Origin of the sequence: Bradyrhizobium barranii subsp. apii, from assembly GCF_011516635.5 — a bacterium.
GTDB lineage: Bacteria > Pseudomonadota > Alphaproteobacteria > Rhizobiales > Xanthobacteraceae > Bradyrhizobium > Bradyrhizobium barranii.
On the sequence record NZ_CP096255.1, the window covers coordinates 2,616,875 to 2,631,322 of the forward strand.

A 14,448-nucleotide genomic window follows, 5' to 3' on the forward strand; every position below is an offset into this window, starting at 1 on the left:
TCGAATCGACTTGTGTGACCGCTTCGTGAAATGAAAATGCCGGCCCTGTGGCCGGCATTTTTGTTTTACGTCCGAGGGGATCGAGATGACTTCCATTCGCGCGCTTGCGGGCGCATGTGCTGCGGCGTTCGCATCGTTGTGCGGCTTTGTCGCACCGGCGGAGGCGCAGACCTATCCGACGCGCAGCATCACCATGATCGTGCCGTTCGCGGCCGGCGGACCGACCGACGTGATTTCGCGCATCGTCACCGGGCACATGGCGCGCAGACGCGGACAGAGCATCATCATCGAGAACGTGGTCGGCGCTGGCGGCACCACCGCGACGACGCGCGCTGCGCGCGCGGCCAATGACGGCTATACGCTCATTACCGGGCATATGGGCACGCATGCCGCCTCCGTGCCGCTCTATCCGAAACTCGCCTACCACCCGGAAAAGGATTTTGAGCCGGTCGCGCTGCTCGCGGGCACGCCGATCCTGATCCTGGCGCGCAAGGACTTTCCGCCGAAAGACCTCAAGGAGTTCGTCGCCTACGTGAAAGCGAACGCCGAGAAGGTCAACGCCGCGCATGCCGGCGTCGGCTCGGTCTCGCACGTCTCCTGCGAGCTCCTGCACTCGATCCTCGACATCAAGCCGGTCGGCGTGCCCTTCAACGGCACGGGCCCCGCGATGAATGCGCTGGTGGCCGGACAGGTCGACTACATGTGCGACCAGATCGTCAATGCGGTGCCGCAGATCAATGCCGGCACCATCAAGGCCTATGCGATCGCGACGGCCGAGCGCAATCCGTCGCTGCCGAACGTGCCGACGACGGCGGAGGCCGGCCTGCCTGCCTTCCAGGCCCAGGCCTGGAACGCCATGTTCGCGCCGAAGGGAACTTCGCCCGCGATCATTGCGAGCCTGAATGCCGCCGCCATCAAGGCGCTCGACGACGAGACCGTGAAGAAGCGCCTGCTCGAGCTCGGCAGCGTCATTCCGGGGCCCAAGGACCGGACGCCGGAGGCGCTGGCGACCCTCGTCAAGAACGAGATCGCGAAGTGGACCCCGGTGCTCAAGCCGGCAACTTAACGAGCACTTTCAAGCCGATAGGCGAGGGGCGGGACGCAAGTTCCGCCCCTCGTTGTTTGCACCGGGAATAGTCACTTTTCGGGGTATAATGGGCTTAAACAGCGAATCGCTGCTGTCGTAGCGCGGGGCGCGCCGTTAAGTTCGCCGCCTCCCCAAAGGCTCAATGGCACATGCACCAGTATCAGGACCTGCTCGAGCGGATTCTTTCAGACGGCGCCGAGAAGACCGACCGGACCGGTACCGGCACGCTGTCGGTGTTCGGCCATCAGATGCGCTTCAACCTGTCTGCCGGCTTCCCGATGCTGACCACCAAGCGGCTGCCGCTGAAGGCGATCGTGCATGAGCTGTTGTGGTTCCTGAAGGGCGACACCAACATCAAATATCTGCGCGACAACGGCGTCACCATCTGGGACGAGTGGGCCGATGCCAATGGCGATCTCGGGCCGGTCTACGGCCATCAATGGCGTTCCTGGCCCACGGCCGACGGGCGCAGCATCGACCAGATTGCCAATGTCATCGACATGATCAAGCGCACCCCGGACTCGCGCCGGCTGATCGTCACCGCCTGGAATCCCGCCGACGTCGAGAAGATGGCGCTGCCGCCCTGCCACCTGCTGTTCCAGTTCTATGTCGCCAACGGCAAATTGTCCTGCCAGCTCTATCAGCGCTCGGCCGATGTCTTCCTCGGTGTACCCTTCAACATCGCATCCTATGCGCTGCTCACGATGATGGTCGCACAGGTCACGGGGTTGAAGCCCGGCGACTTCGTTCACTCGCTCGGCGACACCCATCTCTATTCCAATCACCTGGAGCAGGCGCGGCTCCAGCTCACGCGCGCGCCGCGGACGCTGCCGGTGATGCGGATCAATCCCGATGTGAAGGACATCTTCTCCTTCCGCTACGAGGATTTCGAGCTCGTCGGCTACGACCCGCATCCGCACATCAAGGCGGAAGTCGCGGTCTAACGCAGATGTCGTTGACCATCCGCCGCGTGCGCGCCGGTGAAGCCGGGCTGGTTCTTGCTCTCATCCGCGAGCTTGCCGAATACGAAAAGCTTTCGCACGAAGTCGAGGCGACCGAGGCGATGATTGCGGAAGCGCTGTTCGGCGAGCGTCCGCAGCTCTATTGCGCCATTGCCGAGTGGAACGGCGAGCCCGTCGGCTTTGCGGTCTGGTTCGTCAATTTCTCCACTTTCAGCGGCCGTCGCGGCATCTATCTCGAAGATCTCTATGTGCGGCCGTCGCATCGGGGCAAGGGCCTCGGCAAGGCGCTGCTGGTCTATCTCGCCAGGGAGTGCGTCGACAACGGCTGGTCGCGGCTGCAATGGGCGGTGCTCGACTGGAACGCGCCGTCGATCGCGTTCTACAAATCGCTCGGCGCCGTCATGATGGACGACTGGACGCTGTGCCGCGTCACCGGCCCCGCGCTGACACGACTTGCAGGGAGCGCGTCCTGATGGAGATCATCTTCGTCGTAGCGATCGCGGAGAACGGCGTCATCGGCGCCGGCAACGGGTTCCCGTGGCGATTGAAATCCGATATGGCGCGCTTCAAGGCGCTCACGATCGGCAAGCCCGTGATCATGGGCCGCAAGACCTTCGAAACCCTGCGCCGGCCGCTTCCTGGCCGTACCAACATCGTCATCACGCGCGATGCGGATTATCGCGCCAATGGCGCCATCGTCACGACATCGGCTGCCGATGCGGGCGCGGTTGCGCTTGGCGATGCCCTGCGGCGTTCGGTCGCCGAGATCGCGGTGATCGGTGGCGCCGAGATCTACCGGCAATGGCTCGATCGCGCCGATCGCCTCGAAATCACCGAAGTGCATGCGCGCCCCGAAGGCGACACGCATTTCGACATCGACAAGGCAGAGTGGGATGAGGTTGAGCGCATCCGGCATCCTGCCGGACCCGACGACAGCGCCGACTACTCCTATGTGACATATCGTCGGCGGGCGGGCAATTAACCGCATTCGTCAATGTTTACATTGACTTTTTCGTGCCCGAGCATAGCTCGAAGGACAGCCCGGGCCGCGTTGTAAGGGACTTGCCTGTCCCCTATAAAGCCGGACCGGACAAAGCGGGCGGGGGCGATTTTCACCCTGCCGAGGAGAGCGTCGAATGCCGTGGAAGAATCAGGGCGGTGGCCCATGGGGCTCGGGTCCGAAGGGACCATGGGGCAACGGCCCGCAACCGGTCGGGCCAAGGCCGCCGGATCTGGAAGACCTTCTGCGGCGCGGCCAGGACCGCCTCCAGCAGATCATGCCGGGCGGCTATTTCTCCGGCATCGGCATCACGCTGATCGTCCTGCTCATCATCGCGTTCTGGCTGCTGTCGGGCTTCTTCCGGGTGCAATCCGAAGAGCTCGGCGTCGTGCTGCGCTTCGGCAAGCATGTCCGCACCGTGCAGCCGGGTCTGAACTATCATCTGCCCTATCCGATCGAAACCGTGCTGCTGCCGAAGGCGTTGCGCGTCAACACGATCTCCATAGGCATGACGCTGATCGACGATCCGGCGCGGCGCGGCCGCTCCATTCGTGACGTGCCGGAAGAGAGCCTGATGCTGACCGGCGACGAGAATATCGTCGACGTCGACTTCACCGTGCTCTGGCGCATCAAGCCGGACGGCGTCGGCGACTTCCTCTTTAACATCCAGAATCCCGAAGGCACCGTGAAGGCGGTCTCCGAGAGCGCGATGCGCGAGGTGATCGGCCGCTCGCAGATCCAGCCGATCCTGACCGGTGCGCGCAACGTTACCGAACAGGGCGTGCAGGAGTTGATCCAGAGGACCCTGGACAGCTACGGCGCTGGTATTCTCATCAGCCAGGTGCAGATGCAGAAGGTCGACCCGCCGGCGCAGGTGATCGACGCGTTCCGCGACGTCCAGGCGGCGCGCGCCAATCTCGAGCAATTGCAGAACGAGGCGCAGACCTACGCCAACCAGGTCGTGCCGCAGGCACGCGGACGTGCGGCGCAGATCACGCAGGCCGCCGAAGGCTACAGGGAGCAGACGGTCGCCGAGGCCAAGGGCCAGAGCTCGCGCTTCCTGAAGGTTTACGAGGAATACAAGAAGGCGCCCGACGTGACGCGTGAACGGATCTATCTGGAGACGATGGAGCGCGTGCTCGGCGGCGCCGACAAGCTCGTCTATGACGGCGGCCCCTCGGGCCAGGGCGTCGTGCCCTATCTGCCGCTCAGTGAGTTGACAACCAAGCGGCCGCCTACCACCGGTCAGCAGTCGAGCGGAGGCAACCGATGAGGTCTCCGGTCACAGGTATCGTCACGCTGCTCGCCCTCCTGCTCGTCGTGATCGTCGGCTACATGTCGCTGTTCACGGTGCAACAGACCGAGCAGACCATCGTGCTGCAGTTCGGCCGTCCCGTCGACGTCGTCACCGCGCCCGGCCTGCACTTCAAGGCGCCGTGGAATTCGGTGATCAACATCGACAAGCGGATCCTCGATCTGGAGAACCCGTCGCAGGAAGCGATCGCGTCCGACCAGAAGCGGCTCGTGGTCGACGCCTTCGCGCGTTACCGCATCAAGGACGCGCTGCGCTTCTACCAGAGCGTCGGCTCGATCCAGGCCGCCAACATCCAGCTCACCACGCTCCTGAACGCGGCGCTGCGCCGCGTGCTCGGCGAGGTCACCTTCATCAACGTGGTGCGCGACGACCGCGAGAAGCTGATGCAGCGCATCCGCGACCAGCTCGATCGCGAGGCCGACGGCTACGGTATCCAGGTCGTCGACGTCCGGATCCGCCGCGCCGACCTGCCGGAGCAGAACAGCCAGGCGGTCTACCAGCGCATGAAGACCGAGCGCGAGCGCGAAGCCGCCGAGTTCCGTGCGCAGGGCGGCCAGAAGGCACAGGAGATCCGCTCCAAGGCCGACCGCGAGGCGACCGTGATCGAGGCGGAAGCCAAATCGCAGGCCGAGCAGATCCGCGGCGTCGGCGACGCCGAGCGCAACCGCCTGTTCGCGGAAGCCTACGGCAAGGACGCCGACTTCTTCGCCTTCTACCGGTCGATGACAGCCTATGAGAACGGGCTGCGCGCGAACGACACCCGCTTCCTGCTGCGGCCGGACTCGGATTTCTTCCGGTTCTTTGGTAACCCGTCCGGCAAGACGGCGACCGAGACGCCGGCGAAGCCGTGAGCTAGACAGAGGGCGGCAGTTCTGCCGCCCTTCGTCCAGACAAGAACAGCACTACGGGAGGTTCCATTCCGATGAGGTCCATTGCGTTCGCCGACTTCCTCATCGGCTTAGGCATCCTGTTCGTGCTGGAAGGCTTGATGTTCGCGGCAAGTCCGAACTGGATGCGCAAGGCCATGAAAAGCGCGATCGCCACGCCGGACAATATCCTGCGGGCGGTTGGGATCGGTTCGGCCGTGGCCGGCCTGGTCTTGATCTGGGTTATGCGCCGTCCGATTTAGGCGTCACGCCAACGCCAAAGTGAAGGCGAGAGACTGGTTTTCGCCGTATTATCCGGGTCTTGAGGCCCGTTAAGCTCCGCGCTTGCGCCGTCCCCCCGTTCGAGCGCAGTCTTGGAGGCGAATCCTTGGGGCCTGATCCTTTTCTCTGGAGATACCAATGACCGCTGCCACCATTGCCCCGACCCGCTTGCGCTTAGGGCTGGCCGCGCTCGCCGTCAGTGCATTCAGCGCGTTCGGCACGCCGGCCCTTGCGCGTGGCCCGGACGGGATCGCCGACGTCGCCGAGAAGGTGATCGACGCGGTCGTCAACATCTCGACCTCGCAGACCGTCGAAGCCAAGGGCGGCGGCGGCGGCAGCAACACCATGCCGCAACTGCCGCCCGGCTCGCCCTTCGAGGAGTTCTTCGACGACTTCTTCAAGAACCGCCGCGGCCCCGGCGGCGGCGGCAAGGGCGGCGAGCGCGGTGACAACCCGCCCCGCAAGACCAACTCGCTCGGCTCCGGCTTCATCATCGACACCGCTGGCGTCGTTGTCACCAACAACCACGTCATCGCGGACGCCGACGAGATCAACGTCATCCTCAACGACGGCACCAAGATCAAGGCCGACCTGGTTGGTGTCGACAAGAAGACCGATCTCGCCGTGCTGAAGATCAAGCCGCCGAAGCCGCTGGTGGCCGTAAAGTTCGGCGACTCCGACAAGCTGCGCCTCGGCGACTGGGTGATCGCGATCGGCAATCCGTTCAGCCTCGGCGGCACGGTGACGGCCGGTATCGTCTCGGCCAAGAACCGCGACATCTCCTCGGGGCCGTATGACAGCTACATCCAGACCGACGCCTCCATCAACCGCGGCAATTCCGGCGGTCCGCTGTTCAACCTCGATGGCGACGTCATCGGCGTCAACACGCTGATCATCTCGCCCTCCGGCGGCTCGATCGGCATCGGCTTTGCCGTGCCCTCGAAGACGGTTGTCGCCGTGGTCGATCAGCTCCGCCAGTTCGGCGAACTGCGCCGCGGCTGGCTCGGCGTGCGCATCCAGAGCGTCACCGACGAGATCGCCGAGAGCCTCAACATCAAGCCCGCGCGCGGCGCGCTGGTCGCCGGCGTCGATGACAAGGGCCCGGCCAAGCCCGCCGGCATCGAGCCCGGCGACGTCGTCGTCAAGTTCGACGGCAAGGACGTCAAGGATCCCAAGGATCTCTCCCGCGTCGTCGCCGACACGGCGGTCGGCAAGGAAGTCGATGTCGTCATCATCCGCAAGGGCCAGGAGGAGACCAAGAAGGTCACGCTCGGCCGTCTCCAGGATCCCGACAAGGTGCAGGCCGCGGTGAAGACCGACGAGCCGGCGCCCGAGAAGCCGGTGACGCAGAAGGCGCTCGGTCTCGATCTTGCCGCGCTCAGCAAGGATTTGCGCACGCGCTACAAGATCAAGGACAGCGTCAAGGGCGTGGTCGTCACCAATGTCGACGCCAATTCGGACGCTGCCGAGAAGCGCCTCTCCGCCGGCGACGTCATCGTCGAGGTTGCGCAGGAGGCGGTGTCGAGCGGCGCCGACATCCAGAAGCGGGTCGACCAGCTCAAGAAGGACGGCAAGAAGTCCGTGCTGCTGCTCGTCTCCAACGCCGACGGCGAGCTGAGGTTTGTGGCGCTGAGCGTGCAGTAGTCGCGGTTCAATCCAGTAGGGTGGGCAAAGCGAAGCGTGCCCACCATCTTTCCACCATCGCGACAAGAGTGGTGGGCACGGCGCAAGTGCGCCTTTGCCCACCCTGCGGCCGCTGGGCGTGCCGCAAGTGCTGACGACGGGAGAGGCTAAGCCTCCACGAACTCGTCCCGCCGATACCCCTGCGCGTAGAGCAGCGCGGTGAGATCGCCATGGTCGATCCGCGCGGCGGCCGCAGCCGCGACCGCTGGCTTGGCGTGATACGCCACGCCCAGTCCCGCCGCCTGGATCATCGCGAGATCGTTGGCGCCATCGCCGACCACGACGGAGTCGATGTCGTCGAGATCGAACGACTCCATCAGGTCCACCAGCGTCGCAAGCTTTGCCGCGCGGCCCAAAATCGGCTCCTTGACCTCGCCGGTGAACTTGCCGTCGCGGACGACGAGCTCGTTGGCGCGGTTCTCCTGGAAGCCGATCTTGGCGGCGACCGCGCGCGTGAACAGCGTGAAGCCGCCGGAGACGAGACAGGTATAGGCGCCATGGGCGCGCATGGTCGCGACCAGTTCGCGGCCGCCCGGCGTCAACGTGATGCGCTTGGCCAGCACCTCGTCGACCACGCTGGCGGGAAGGTCCTTCAGCAGCGCGACGCGCTCGCGCAGCGCCGGCTCGAACTCGATCTCGCCGCGCATCGCGCGTTCCGTGATGGCCGCCACGTGGGCCTTCATCCCGACGAGATCGGCGAGCTCGTCGATGCATTCCTGGCCGATCATGGTGGAATCCATGTCGGCGAGAAAAAGCTTCTTGCGCCGGAAGCCGACTGGCTGCACCACGATGTCGATGGGAAGGTCGCCGCGAAGCTCGCGCAACCGCTGTTCGATGGCGTGACGGTCGCCTTGGAGGTTATCCTGCGCGCCGAAGGGAATGTCGACCGCAACCCCGTCGAACAGCCAGTGCGCAGGTTGCGCCTGGGGCAGCACGGCGCGGGCGCCGTCGACGATGGTGCTGTCGAGCGCGGGATTGTCGGGATTGCAGATCAGCGTGGCGACGAGGGACATTTGAGGTTTTCGTGAGCGAGGGACAAGTCAGCAGAAGACATGTTGGCAAGGCCGTGCTTATCGCAGGCCCGACCGCCAGCGGCAAGTCGGCGCTGGCGCTCGAGCTTGCCCTGAGTACGGGCGGAATCGTCATCAATGCCGATTCCATGCAGGTCTATCGTGACCTCCGCATCATCACCGCGCGCCCCACACATGGCGAGGAAGGACGCGCGCCGCACCGTCTCTACGGCCACGTCGATGCGGCCGTGAATTTCTCGGCCGGCGCATGGGTGGTCGACGCGACGAAGGCGCTGGAAGAGGCGAAAGCCGCAGGCCGCCTGCCGATCTTCATCGGCGGCACGGGCCTTTATTTCAAGGCGCTGACGGCGGGCCTCTCGGTGGTGCCGCCGATCCCCGCCGAAGTCCGCGACGACGTGCGCGCGCGGCTGGAGCGGAACGGCGTCGAGGCGCTGCATGAGGAACTTGCACGCCGTGATCCGCGCGCTGCGGAACGATTGAACCTGCGCGACCGCACCCGGATCGCGCGCGCTCTCGAAGTGGTCGAAGCGACGGGCCGTTCGCTGCTCGACTGGCACCATGAAGGCCAGCCGCCGCTGCTGCCCAAGGACAGTTTTCGCGCGGTGTTTCTCGCGCCCGAGCGCGACGAGCTCTATGCCCGCATCGATGCCCGTTTCGATGCCATGCTCGGTGCCGGCGCGTTGAGGGAGGTGGAGTGGCTCGCCGCCAGACATCTCGATCCGCTGCTGCCGGCGATGAAAGCCCATGGCGTGCCGGCCCTGATCCGGCATCTGCGCGGTGAGTTCGGCCTGGACGAGGCGGCCACGATCGGTCGCGCCGACACCCGCCACTACGCCAAGCGGCAATTCACCTGGTTCCGGCACCAATTGCCCGAATTCGAATGGGTGAAGCCGGAGGAGGCGAGGGGGTGGCTTGCCGCCATCGTGAATGCGGCCCGAGACCCCGGCTGACGCGCTTTTGTACCCGGGTTCCCGAATTTACCTCTCGCCGAACCCTGGGAACACCGCTACATTGCCAAAATCGCGCGGGAGCGGTCGCATTGCCTTGACATCCGGGCTTTGACCGTTATGTTTCGCGCAACCTTTGGGAAGCCGGGCACCTGCCATGCGTAACATTATTACCAAACTCCTTATCGCCGTCGTACCCAGGCACACCGCCGGGGGTGGCTAGCTGCCATCCACAAGACAGGCGGTGTGCATGGGCCCTCTTCGGGGCCTTTTTTATTTCCCGAACCCGACACGAACGAAGCCGCTGACAACAGCGCATCCGGAGCAAGACAATGAGCGACAAGAGCCACGATCCGAACCAGATGACCGGCGCCGCGATGATCGTTCGCGCGCTCATCGATCATGGCGTGACCGACATTTTCGGCTATCCCGGTGGCGCCGTGCTTCCGATCTATGACGAGATCTTCCAGCAGAGCGAGGTCCAGCACATCCTGGTCCGCCACGAGCAGGGCGCGGGCCACGCCGCCGAGGGCTATGCGCGCTCGACCGGCAAGCCGGGCGTTGCGCTGGTGACCTCCGGTCCCGGCGCCACCAACATGGTGACGCCGCTGACCGACGCGCTGATGGACTCGATCCCGCTGGTCTGCATCTCCGGCCAGGTGCCGACGCATCTGATCGGCAACGACGCGTTCCAGGAGTGCGACACGGTCGGCATCACGCGGCCCTGCACCAAGCACAATTGGCTGGTGCGCGACGTCAACGATCTCGCCAAGGTGCTGCACGAGGCCTTCTATGTCGCGACCTCCGGCCGTCCCGGCCCGGTGCTCGTCGACGTGCCCAAGGACGTGCAGTTCGCGACCGGCACCTATCATCCGCAGCGCAAGTCGGACGTGCACCGCTCCTACGCGCCGCGCGTGAAGGGCGACGCGACGCAGATCCGCAAGGCCGTGTCGCTGCTCGCCAACGCCAAGCGTCCGGTGATTTACAGCGGTGGCGGCGTCATCAATTCCGGCCCCGAGGCGACCAAGCTCCTGCGCGAGCTGGTCGAGGTCACCGGCTTCCCGATCACCTCCACGCTGATGGGCCTGGGTGCCTATCCGGCGTCGGGCAAGAACTGGCTCGGCATGCTCGGCATGCACGGCACCTATGAAGCCAACATGACCATGCATGATTGCGACGTCATGCTGTGCGTCGGCGCGCGCTTCGACGACCGCATCACCGGTCGCGTCGATGCGTTCTCGCCGGGCTCGAAGAAGATCCATATCGACATCGACCCGTCCTCGATCAACAAGAACATCCGGGTCGACGTGCCGATCATCGGCGACTGCAGCAACATCCTCGGCGATATCCTCCAGGTGTTCAAGGCGGAGGCGAAGAAGCCCGACATCAAGGCGTGGTGGCAGCAGATCGCGCAATGGCGCGCCCGCAACTCGCTCTATTACAAAAAGAGCAACGACGTCATCCTGCCGCAGCACGCGATCCAGAGCCTGTTCGAGGCGACGCGCGGCAAGGACACCTACATCACCACCGAGGTCGGCCAGCACCAGATGTGGGCGGCGCAGTTCTTCGGCTTCGAGGAGCCGCATCGCTGGATGACGTCCGGCGGTCTCGGCACCATGGGCTACGGCCTGCCGGCCGCGGTCGGCGTGCAGGTTGCCCATCCCGACAGCCTCGTCATCGACATCGCGGGCGATGCCTCGGTGCAGATGACGATGCAGGAGATGTCGACGGCGGTGCAGTACGAGCTGCCGATCAAGATCTTCATCCTGAACAACCAGTACATGGGCATGGTGCGGCAGTGGCAGCAACTGCTCCATGGCAACCGGCTGTCGCATTCCTACTCCGAGGCGCTGCCGGATTTCGTCAAGCTCGCAGAAGCCTATGGCGGCGTCGGCATCCAGGTGCACAAGCCGTCCGATCTCGACGGCGCCATCCAGGAGATGATCTCGGTCAAGCGTCCGGTGCTGTTCGATTGCCGCGTCGCCGCGCTGGAAAACTGCTTCCCGATGATCCCCTCCGGCAAGGCGCACAACGAGATGCTGTTGCCCGAGCAGGCGAACGACGAGGCCACGGCAAAGGCGTTCGCCGGCGGCAAGGCGCTGGTGTGACGTCATGTTCGACTTGACGGAGCTCGAGCGCGCACATGCGATCGTGGGGCAGGCGGTGCCGGCGACGCCGGCACGCGGCTGGCCGCTCCTCGCCGAGCGCCTCGGGACGCAGGTCATCGTCAAGCACGAGAACCATACGCCGATCGGCGCCTTCAAGGTGCGCGGCGGTCTCGTCTATCTCGAACGGCTGAAGCGCGAGCGGCCGAACATTCCCGGCATCATCTCGGCGACGCGCGGCAATCACGGCCAGAGCCTGGCCTTTGCCGCGAGCCGCCACGGCGTGCCGGCAGTGATTTACGTGCCGCGCGGCAACTCGGTCGAGAAGAACCGCGCGATGAAGGCGTTTGGCGCCGAGCTCGTCGAGCATGGCGAGGACTTTCAGGCGGCCGCCGAAGAGGCGCAGCGGCGCGCCCAATTTACCGGCCTGCACATGGTGCCGTCGTTCCATCCGGATCTCGTGCTCGGCGTCGCCACCTATGCGCTCGAACTGTTCCGGACGGCGCCGGATCTCGATGTTCTCTATGTGCCGATCGGGCAGGGCTCTGGCATCTCCGGCTGCATCATGGCGCGTGACCTGCTCGGCCTGAAGACCGAGATCGTCGGCGTGCAGTCGACCGAAGCGCCGTCCTACGCGCTGTCGTTCGCGGCCGGCAAGGTCGTGACGACGAAGACCAGCAACACGCTGGCCGACGGCATGGCAACGCGCATTCCCGACGCAGACGCGTTCGCGCTGATCCGCAAGGGTGCCGCGCGCATCGTGCAGGTTTCCGACGACGAGGTCGCCGCCGCGATCCGCGCCTACTGGACCGACACGCACAATCTCGCCGAAGGCGGCGGGCGCCGCCGCGCTCGCTGCGGCGCTTCAGGAAAAGAACAAGCTGTCAGGCAAGCGCGTCGGTCTCGTGCTGTCCGGCGGCAATATCGATTTCGATCTGTTCCGCAGTTGGGTCGGGGCAGAGGCGCCAGCGATGGCGTGACGGAGAGACAAGAGGGGACGACCATGAACCAGCCGGCATCCGCCTATTTCATCGAGGACCGCCACGATCCCAACGAGACGCATACGCTCTCGGTGCTCGTGCAGAACGAGCCGGGCGTGCTTGCGCGCGTTATCGGGCTGTTCTCCGGGCGCGGCTACAACATCGAGAGTCTCACCGTCTCGGAGACCGAGAGCCAGAAGCATCTGTCGCGCATCACCATCGTCACCACGGGAACGCCGATGGTGATCGAGCAGATCAAGCACCAGCTTGACCGCATGATCCCGGTCTATCGCGTCGTCGATATGACCCTGACCAAGCGCTCGATCGAGCGCGAGCTTGCGATGGTGAAGGTGCGCGGGCAGGGCGAGCATCGTGTCGAGGCGCTGCGGCTGGCGGATGCGTTCCGCGCTCGCGTGATCGACGCCACCACCGAGAGCTTTGTGTTCGAGATCACAGGCAATACGGACAAGATCAACCAGTTTATCGACCTGATGCGCCCGCTCGGCCTTGTCGAGGTGTCGCGCACCGGCGTTGCCGCGATTGGCCGCGGGCCTGAGGGGATGTGAGCCATGCTGGCGCGCGACTGGTACTATAACGAGCGCAACCGGATGGGGATCGAGCCCGCAGTGGCCTCGATCTACGACGCCCATGACGATGCCGATCTGCGGGCGCGCGCCGCGCTGAAAATGCTCGGGGTGCAGCGCGGCTGGCGCATCGCGGATATCGGCTGTGGCAACGGCGTGCTCGCGACCGAAGCGGCGCTGATGGGTGCCGAGGTGGACGCCATCGATATCTCGCCGGCGATGCTGGCGCTCGCCGAGATCTACGCCCGCGACCGTAAGGCGCCCGTGCGCACACAGTCCGCCGGCTTGCTCAGCTTCGCCTACCGCCCGGAATCCTACGATCTGATCGTCAGCGAGTTCACGCTGCACCATCTGCCGGATTTCTGGAAGGCGGTGGCGATGTCGCGGATCTACCGTGCATTGAAGCCGGGCGCGAGCTTCTATCTGCGCGACATCGTCTACGCCTCGATGCCCGATGCCATCGAGCGCGACGTCGAGCAATGGGCCGACTTCCATATCAAGAACCACGATTTTTCGCGCGAAAGCGTCGTCACGCACATGCGCGACGAATATTCCACCTTCGGCTGGGTGATGGAGCGGATGCTGACCGATGTCGGCTTCACGCTGGTCTCTGTCGACTACCACGCGCCCATGCACGGCACTTATCTGCTGCGGAAAGCGAAAGCCGGCGAGCAAGGCTAGAACAGAACAACAAACAGGGCTGCACGACAAAGCAGAACCGAGAACAACAATGAAGCCGGCCGATATCCTCATCGCCATTCTGGTGGCGGTCATCTGGGGGCTTGCCTTCGTGGCGAGCCGGATCGCGCTCGACGAATTTTCGCCGGAGCTGATGACGGCGATGCGCTTCACCATTGCCGCGGTGCCGTGCCTGTTCATTCCCAAGCCGAAGATCGCCTGGTCGCTGCTGATCGCGATCAGCTTCACGCTGTTCCTGGGCCAGTTCCTGAGCCAGGCCTATGGCATCGCGCGTGGTGTGCCGGTGGGGCTCACCTCTGTCGTCGTGCAGAGCCAGGCGCTGTTCACCATCGGCTTTGCCGCGATCGCATTCGGCGAGCGGCCGACGCCGGTGCAGACGCTTGGCATCGTCGTCGCCGCAGTCGGCCTGCTCTTGATCTGCGGTACCGTCGGTTACGATTTCAGCGTTGGTGCCTTCGCGGTGCTGATGATCGCCCCGATTTGCTTTGCCGTCGGCAATCTCCTGCTGCGCGGCGCCCGTGGCGCGCCGATGTTCGACCTGTTCGCCTGGCTCTGCCTCACCGCCGCCGTGCCACTGTTCGCGCTGGCGCTGGTCGTCAACGGGCCGGCGCCGACCTTCCAGTCGCTGATCCATATGTCGCCGACTGGCCTCGTCTGCCTGCTGGCGATCGGCGCCATCTCGACCAGCATCGCCTATTGGCTGTGGGGCCGGCTGCTGCGTGATTATCCAGCCGCTCAAGTGGTGCCGTTCGCGCTGCTGGTGCCGTTCGTCGGCTCGGCTGCTTCCAGCATCGTGTTTGGCGAGAAATTCGGACCGTTGCGGCTGGCCGGGATGCTGACGGTCATCGGCGGCATCGCGGTGATGGTGCTGGCGAGACGCCCGCAGCCGCTGCCGAAGACCGCGTGA

At 64.9% G+C, this 14,448-nt stretch carries 14 protein-coding genes and 1 pseudogene; 14 read left to right on the plus strand and 1 reads right to left on the minus strand.

All coding sequences use genetic code 11. The features are described 5' to 3' along the window. The first annotated feature begins 85 nt into the window (after window positions 1-85). The 8 genes from HAP41_RS12485 (at window position 86) to HAP41_RS12520 (ending at window position 7,156) form a co-directional block, all read left to right on the plus strand. Entirely contained in the window at window positions 86-1,066 is a 981-nt protein-coding gene (locus HAP41_RS12485) for a tripartite tricarboxylate transporter substrate binding protein BugD (protein ID WP_248577197.1), read from the plus strand. Window positions 1,067-1,236: 170 nt separating this feature from the next. Continuing rightward, entirely contained in the window at window positions 1,237-2,031 is a 795-nt protein-coding gene (locus HAP41_RS12490) for a thymidylate synthase (RefSeq protein WP_166101661.1), read from the plus strand. Window positions 2,032-2,036: 5 nt separating this feature from the next. After that, window positions 2,037-2,522, plus strand: coding sequence for a GNAT family N-acetyltransferase (locus tag HAP41_RS12495; protein WP_166101657.1), 486 nt, complete (start codon window positions 2,037-2,039; stop codon window positions 2,520-2,522). Further along, window positions 2,522-3,031: a dihydrofolate reductase gene (locus tag HAP41_RS12500; RefSeq protein WP_166101654.1), complete on the plus strand. Its 510-nt coding sequence runs from the start codon at window positions 2,522-2,524 to the stop codon at window positions 3,029-3,031. The genes HAP41_RS12495 and HAP41_RS12500 overlap by 1 nt, the downstream gene beginning before the upstream one ends. A gap of 154 nt (window positions 3,032-3,185) precedes the next feature. Further along, window positions 3,186-4,322, plus strand: coding sequence for an FtsH protease activity modulator HflK (gene hflK / locus HAP41_RS12505; RefSeq protein WP_063981619.1), 1,137 nt, complete (start codon window positions 3,186-3,188; stop codon window positions 4,320-4,322). After that, window positions 4,319-5,215 carry a protease modulator HflC gene (gene hflC, locus HAP41_RS12510; protein ID WP_063981620.1) on the plus strand — a complete coding sequence of 299 codons (897 nt, stop codon included), beginning with the start codon at window positions 4,319-4,321 and terminating at the stop codon, window positions 5,213-5,215. The genes hflK and hflC overlap by 4 nt, the downstream gene beginning before the upstream one ends. A 71-nt stretch (window positions 5,216-5,286) precedes the next feature. Beyond that, window positions 5,287-5,493 (plus strand): DUF2065 domain-containing protein, encoded by a 207-nt coding sequence (locus tag HAP41_RS12515; protein ID WP_025038031.1) that lies wholly within the window; start codon window positions 5,287-5,289, stop codon window positions 5,491-5,493. A gap of 157 nt (window positions 5,494-5,650) precedes the next feature. Continuing rightward, window positions 5,651-7,156: a Do family serine endopeptidase gene (locus HAP41_RS12520; RefSeq protein ID WP_166101647.1), complete on the plus strand. Its 1,506-nt coding sequence runs from the start codon at window positions 5,651-5,653 to the stop codon at window positions 7,154-7,156. Window positions 7,157-7,302: 146 nt separating this feature from the next. Here the strand turns inward: HAP41_RS12520 and serB are convergent, their stop codons facing one another. Then, window positions 7,303-8,208 (minus strand): phosphoserine phosphatase SerB, encoded by a 906-nt coding sequence (serB, locus tag HAP41_RS12525; RefSeq protein WP_085399727.1) that lies wholly within the window; start codon window positions 8,206-8,208, stop codon window positions 7,303-7,305. 11 nt (window positions 8,209-8,219) lie between these two features. Between serB and miaA the strand changes: the two genes are divergently transcribed. The 6 genes and pseudogenes from miaA to HAP41_RS12555 all read left to right on the plus strand — a co-directional run bounded on the left by miaA (window position 8,220) and on the right by HAP41_RS12555 (window position 14,448). After that, on the plus strand, window positions 8,220-9,176 hold the full coding sequence (gene miaA, locus HAP41_RS12530; protein ID WP_166101642.1) for a tRNA (adenosine(37)-N6)-dimethylallyltransferase MiaA: 957 nt from the start codon (window positions 8,220-8,222) through the stop codon (window positions 9,174-9,176). Between the two features lie 329 nt (window positions 9,177-9,505). After that, window positions 9,506-11,281 carry an acetolactate synthase 3 large subunit gene (locus tag HAP41_RS12535; RefSeq protein WP_166101639.1) on the plus strand — a complete coding sequence of 592 codons (1,776 nt, stop codon included), beginning with the start codon at window positions 9,506-9,508 and terminating at the stop codon, window positions 11,279-11,281. A 4-nt stretch (window positions 11,282-11,285) separates the two neighbouring features. After that, window positions 11,286-12,258: pseudogene (locus HAP41_RS12540) on the plus strand (threonine dehydratase). Between the two features lie 23 nt (window positions 12,259-12,281). Further along, window positions 12,282-12,824: an acetolactate synthase small subunit gene (gene ilvN, locus HAP41_RS12545; RefSeq protein WP_014493064.1), complete on the plus strand. Its 543-nt coding sequence runs from the start codon at window positions 12,282-12,284 to the stop codon at window positions 12,822-12,824. A 3-nt stretch (window positions 12,825-12,827) separates the two neighbouring features. Continuing rightward, on the plus strand, window positions 12,828-13,523 hold the full coding sequence (locus tag HAP41_RS12550) for a class I SAM-dependent methyltransferase (protein ID WP_063981626.1): 696 nt from the start codon (window positions 12,828-12,830) through the stop codon (window positions 13,521-13,523). Between the two features lie 49 nt (window positions 13,524-13,572). Then, entirely contained in the window at window positions 13,573-14,448 is an 876-nt protein-coding gene (locus HAP41_RS12555) for an EamA family transporter (protein ID WP_166101636.1), read from the plus strand.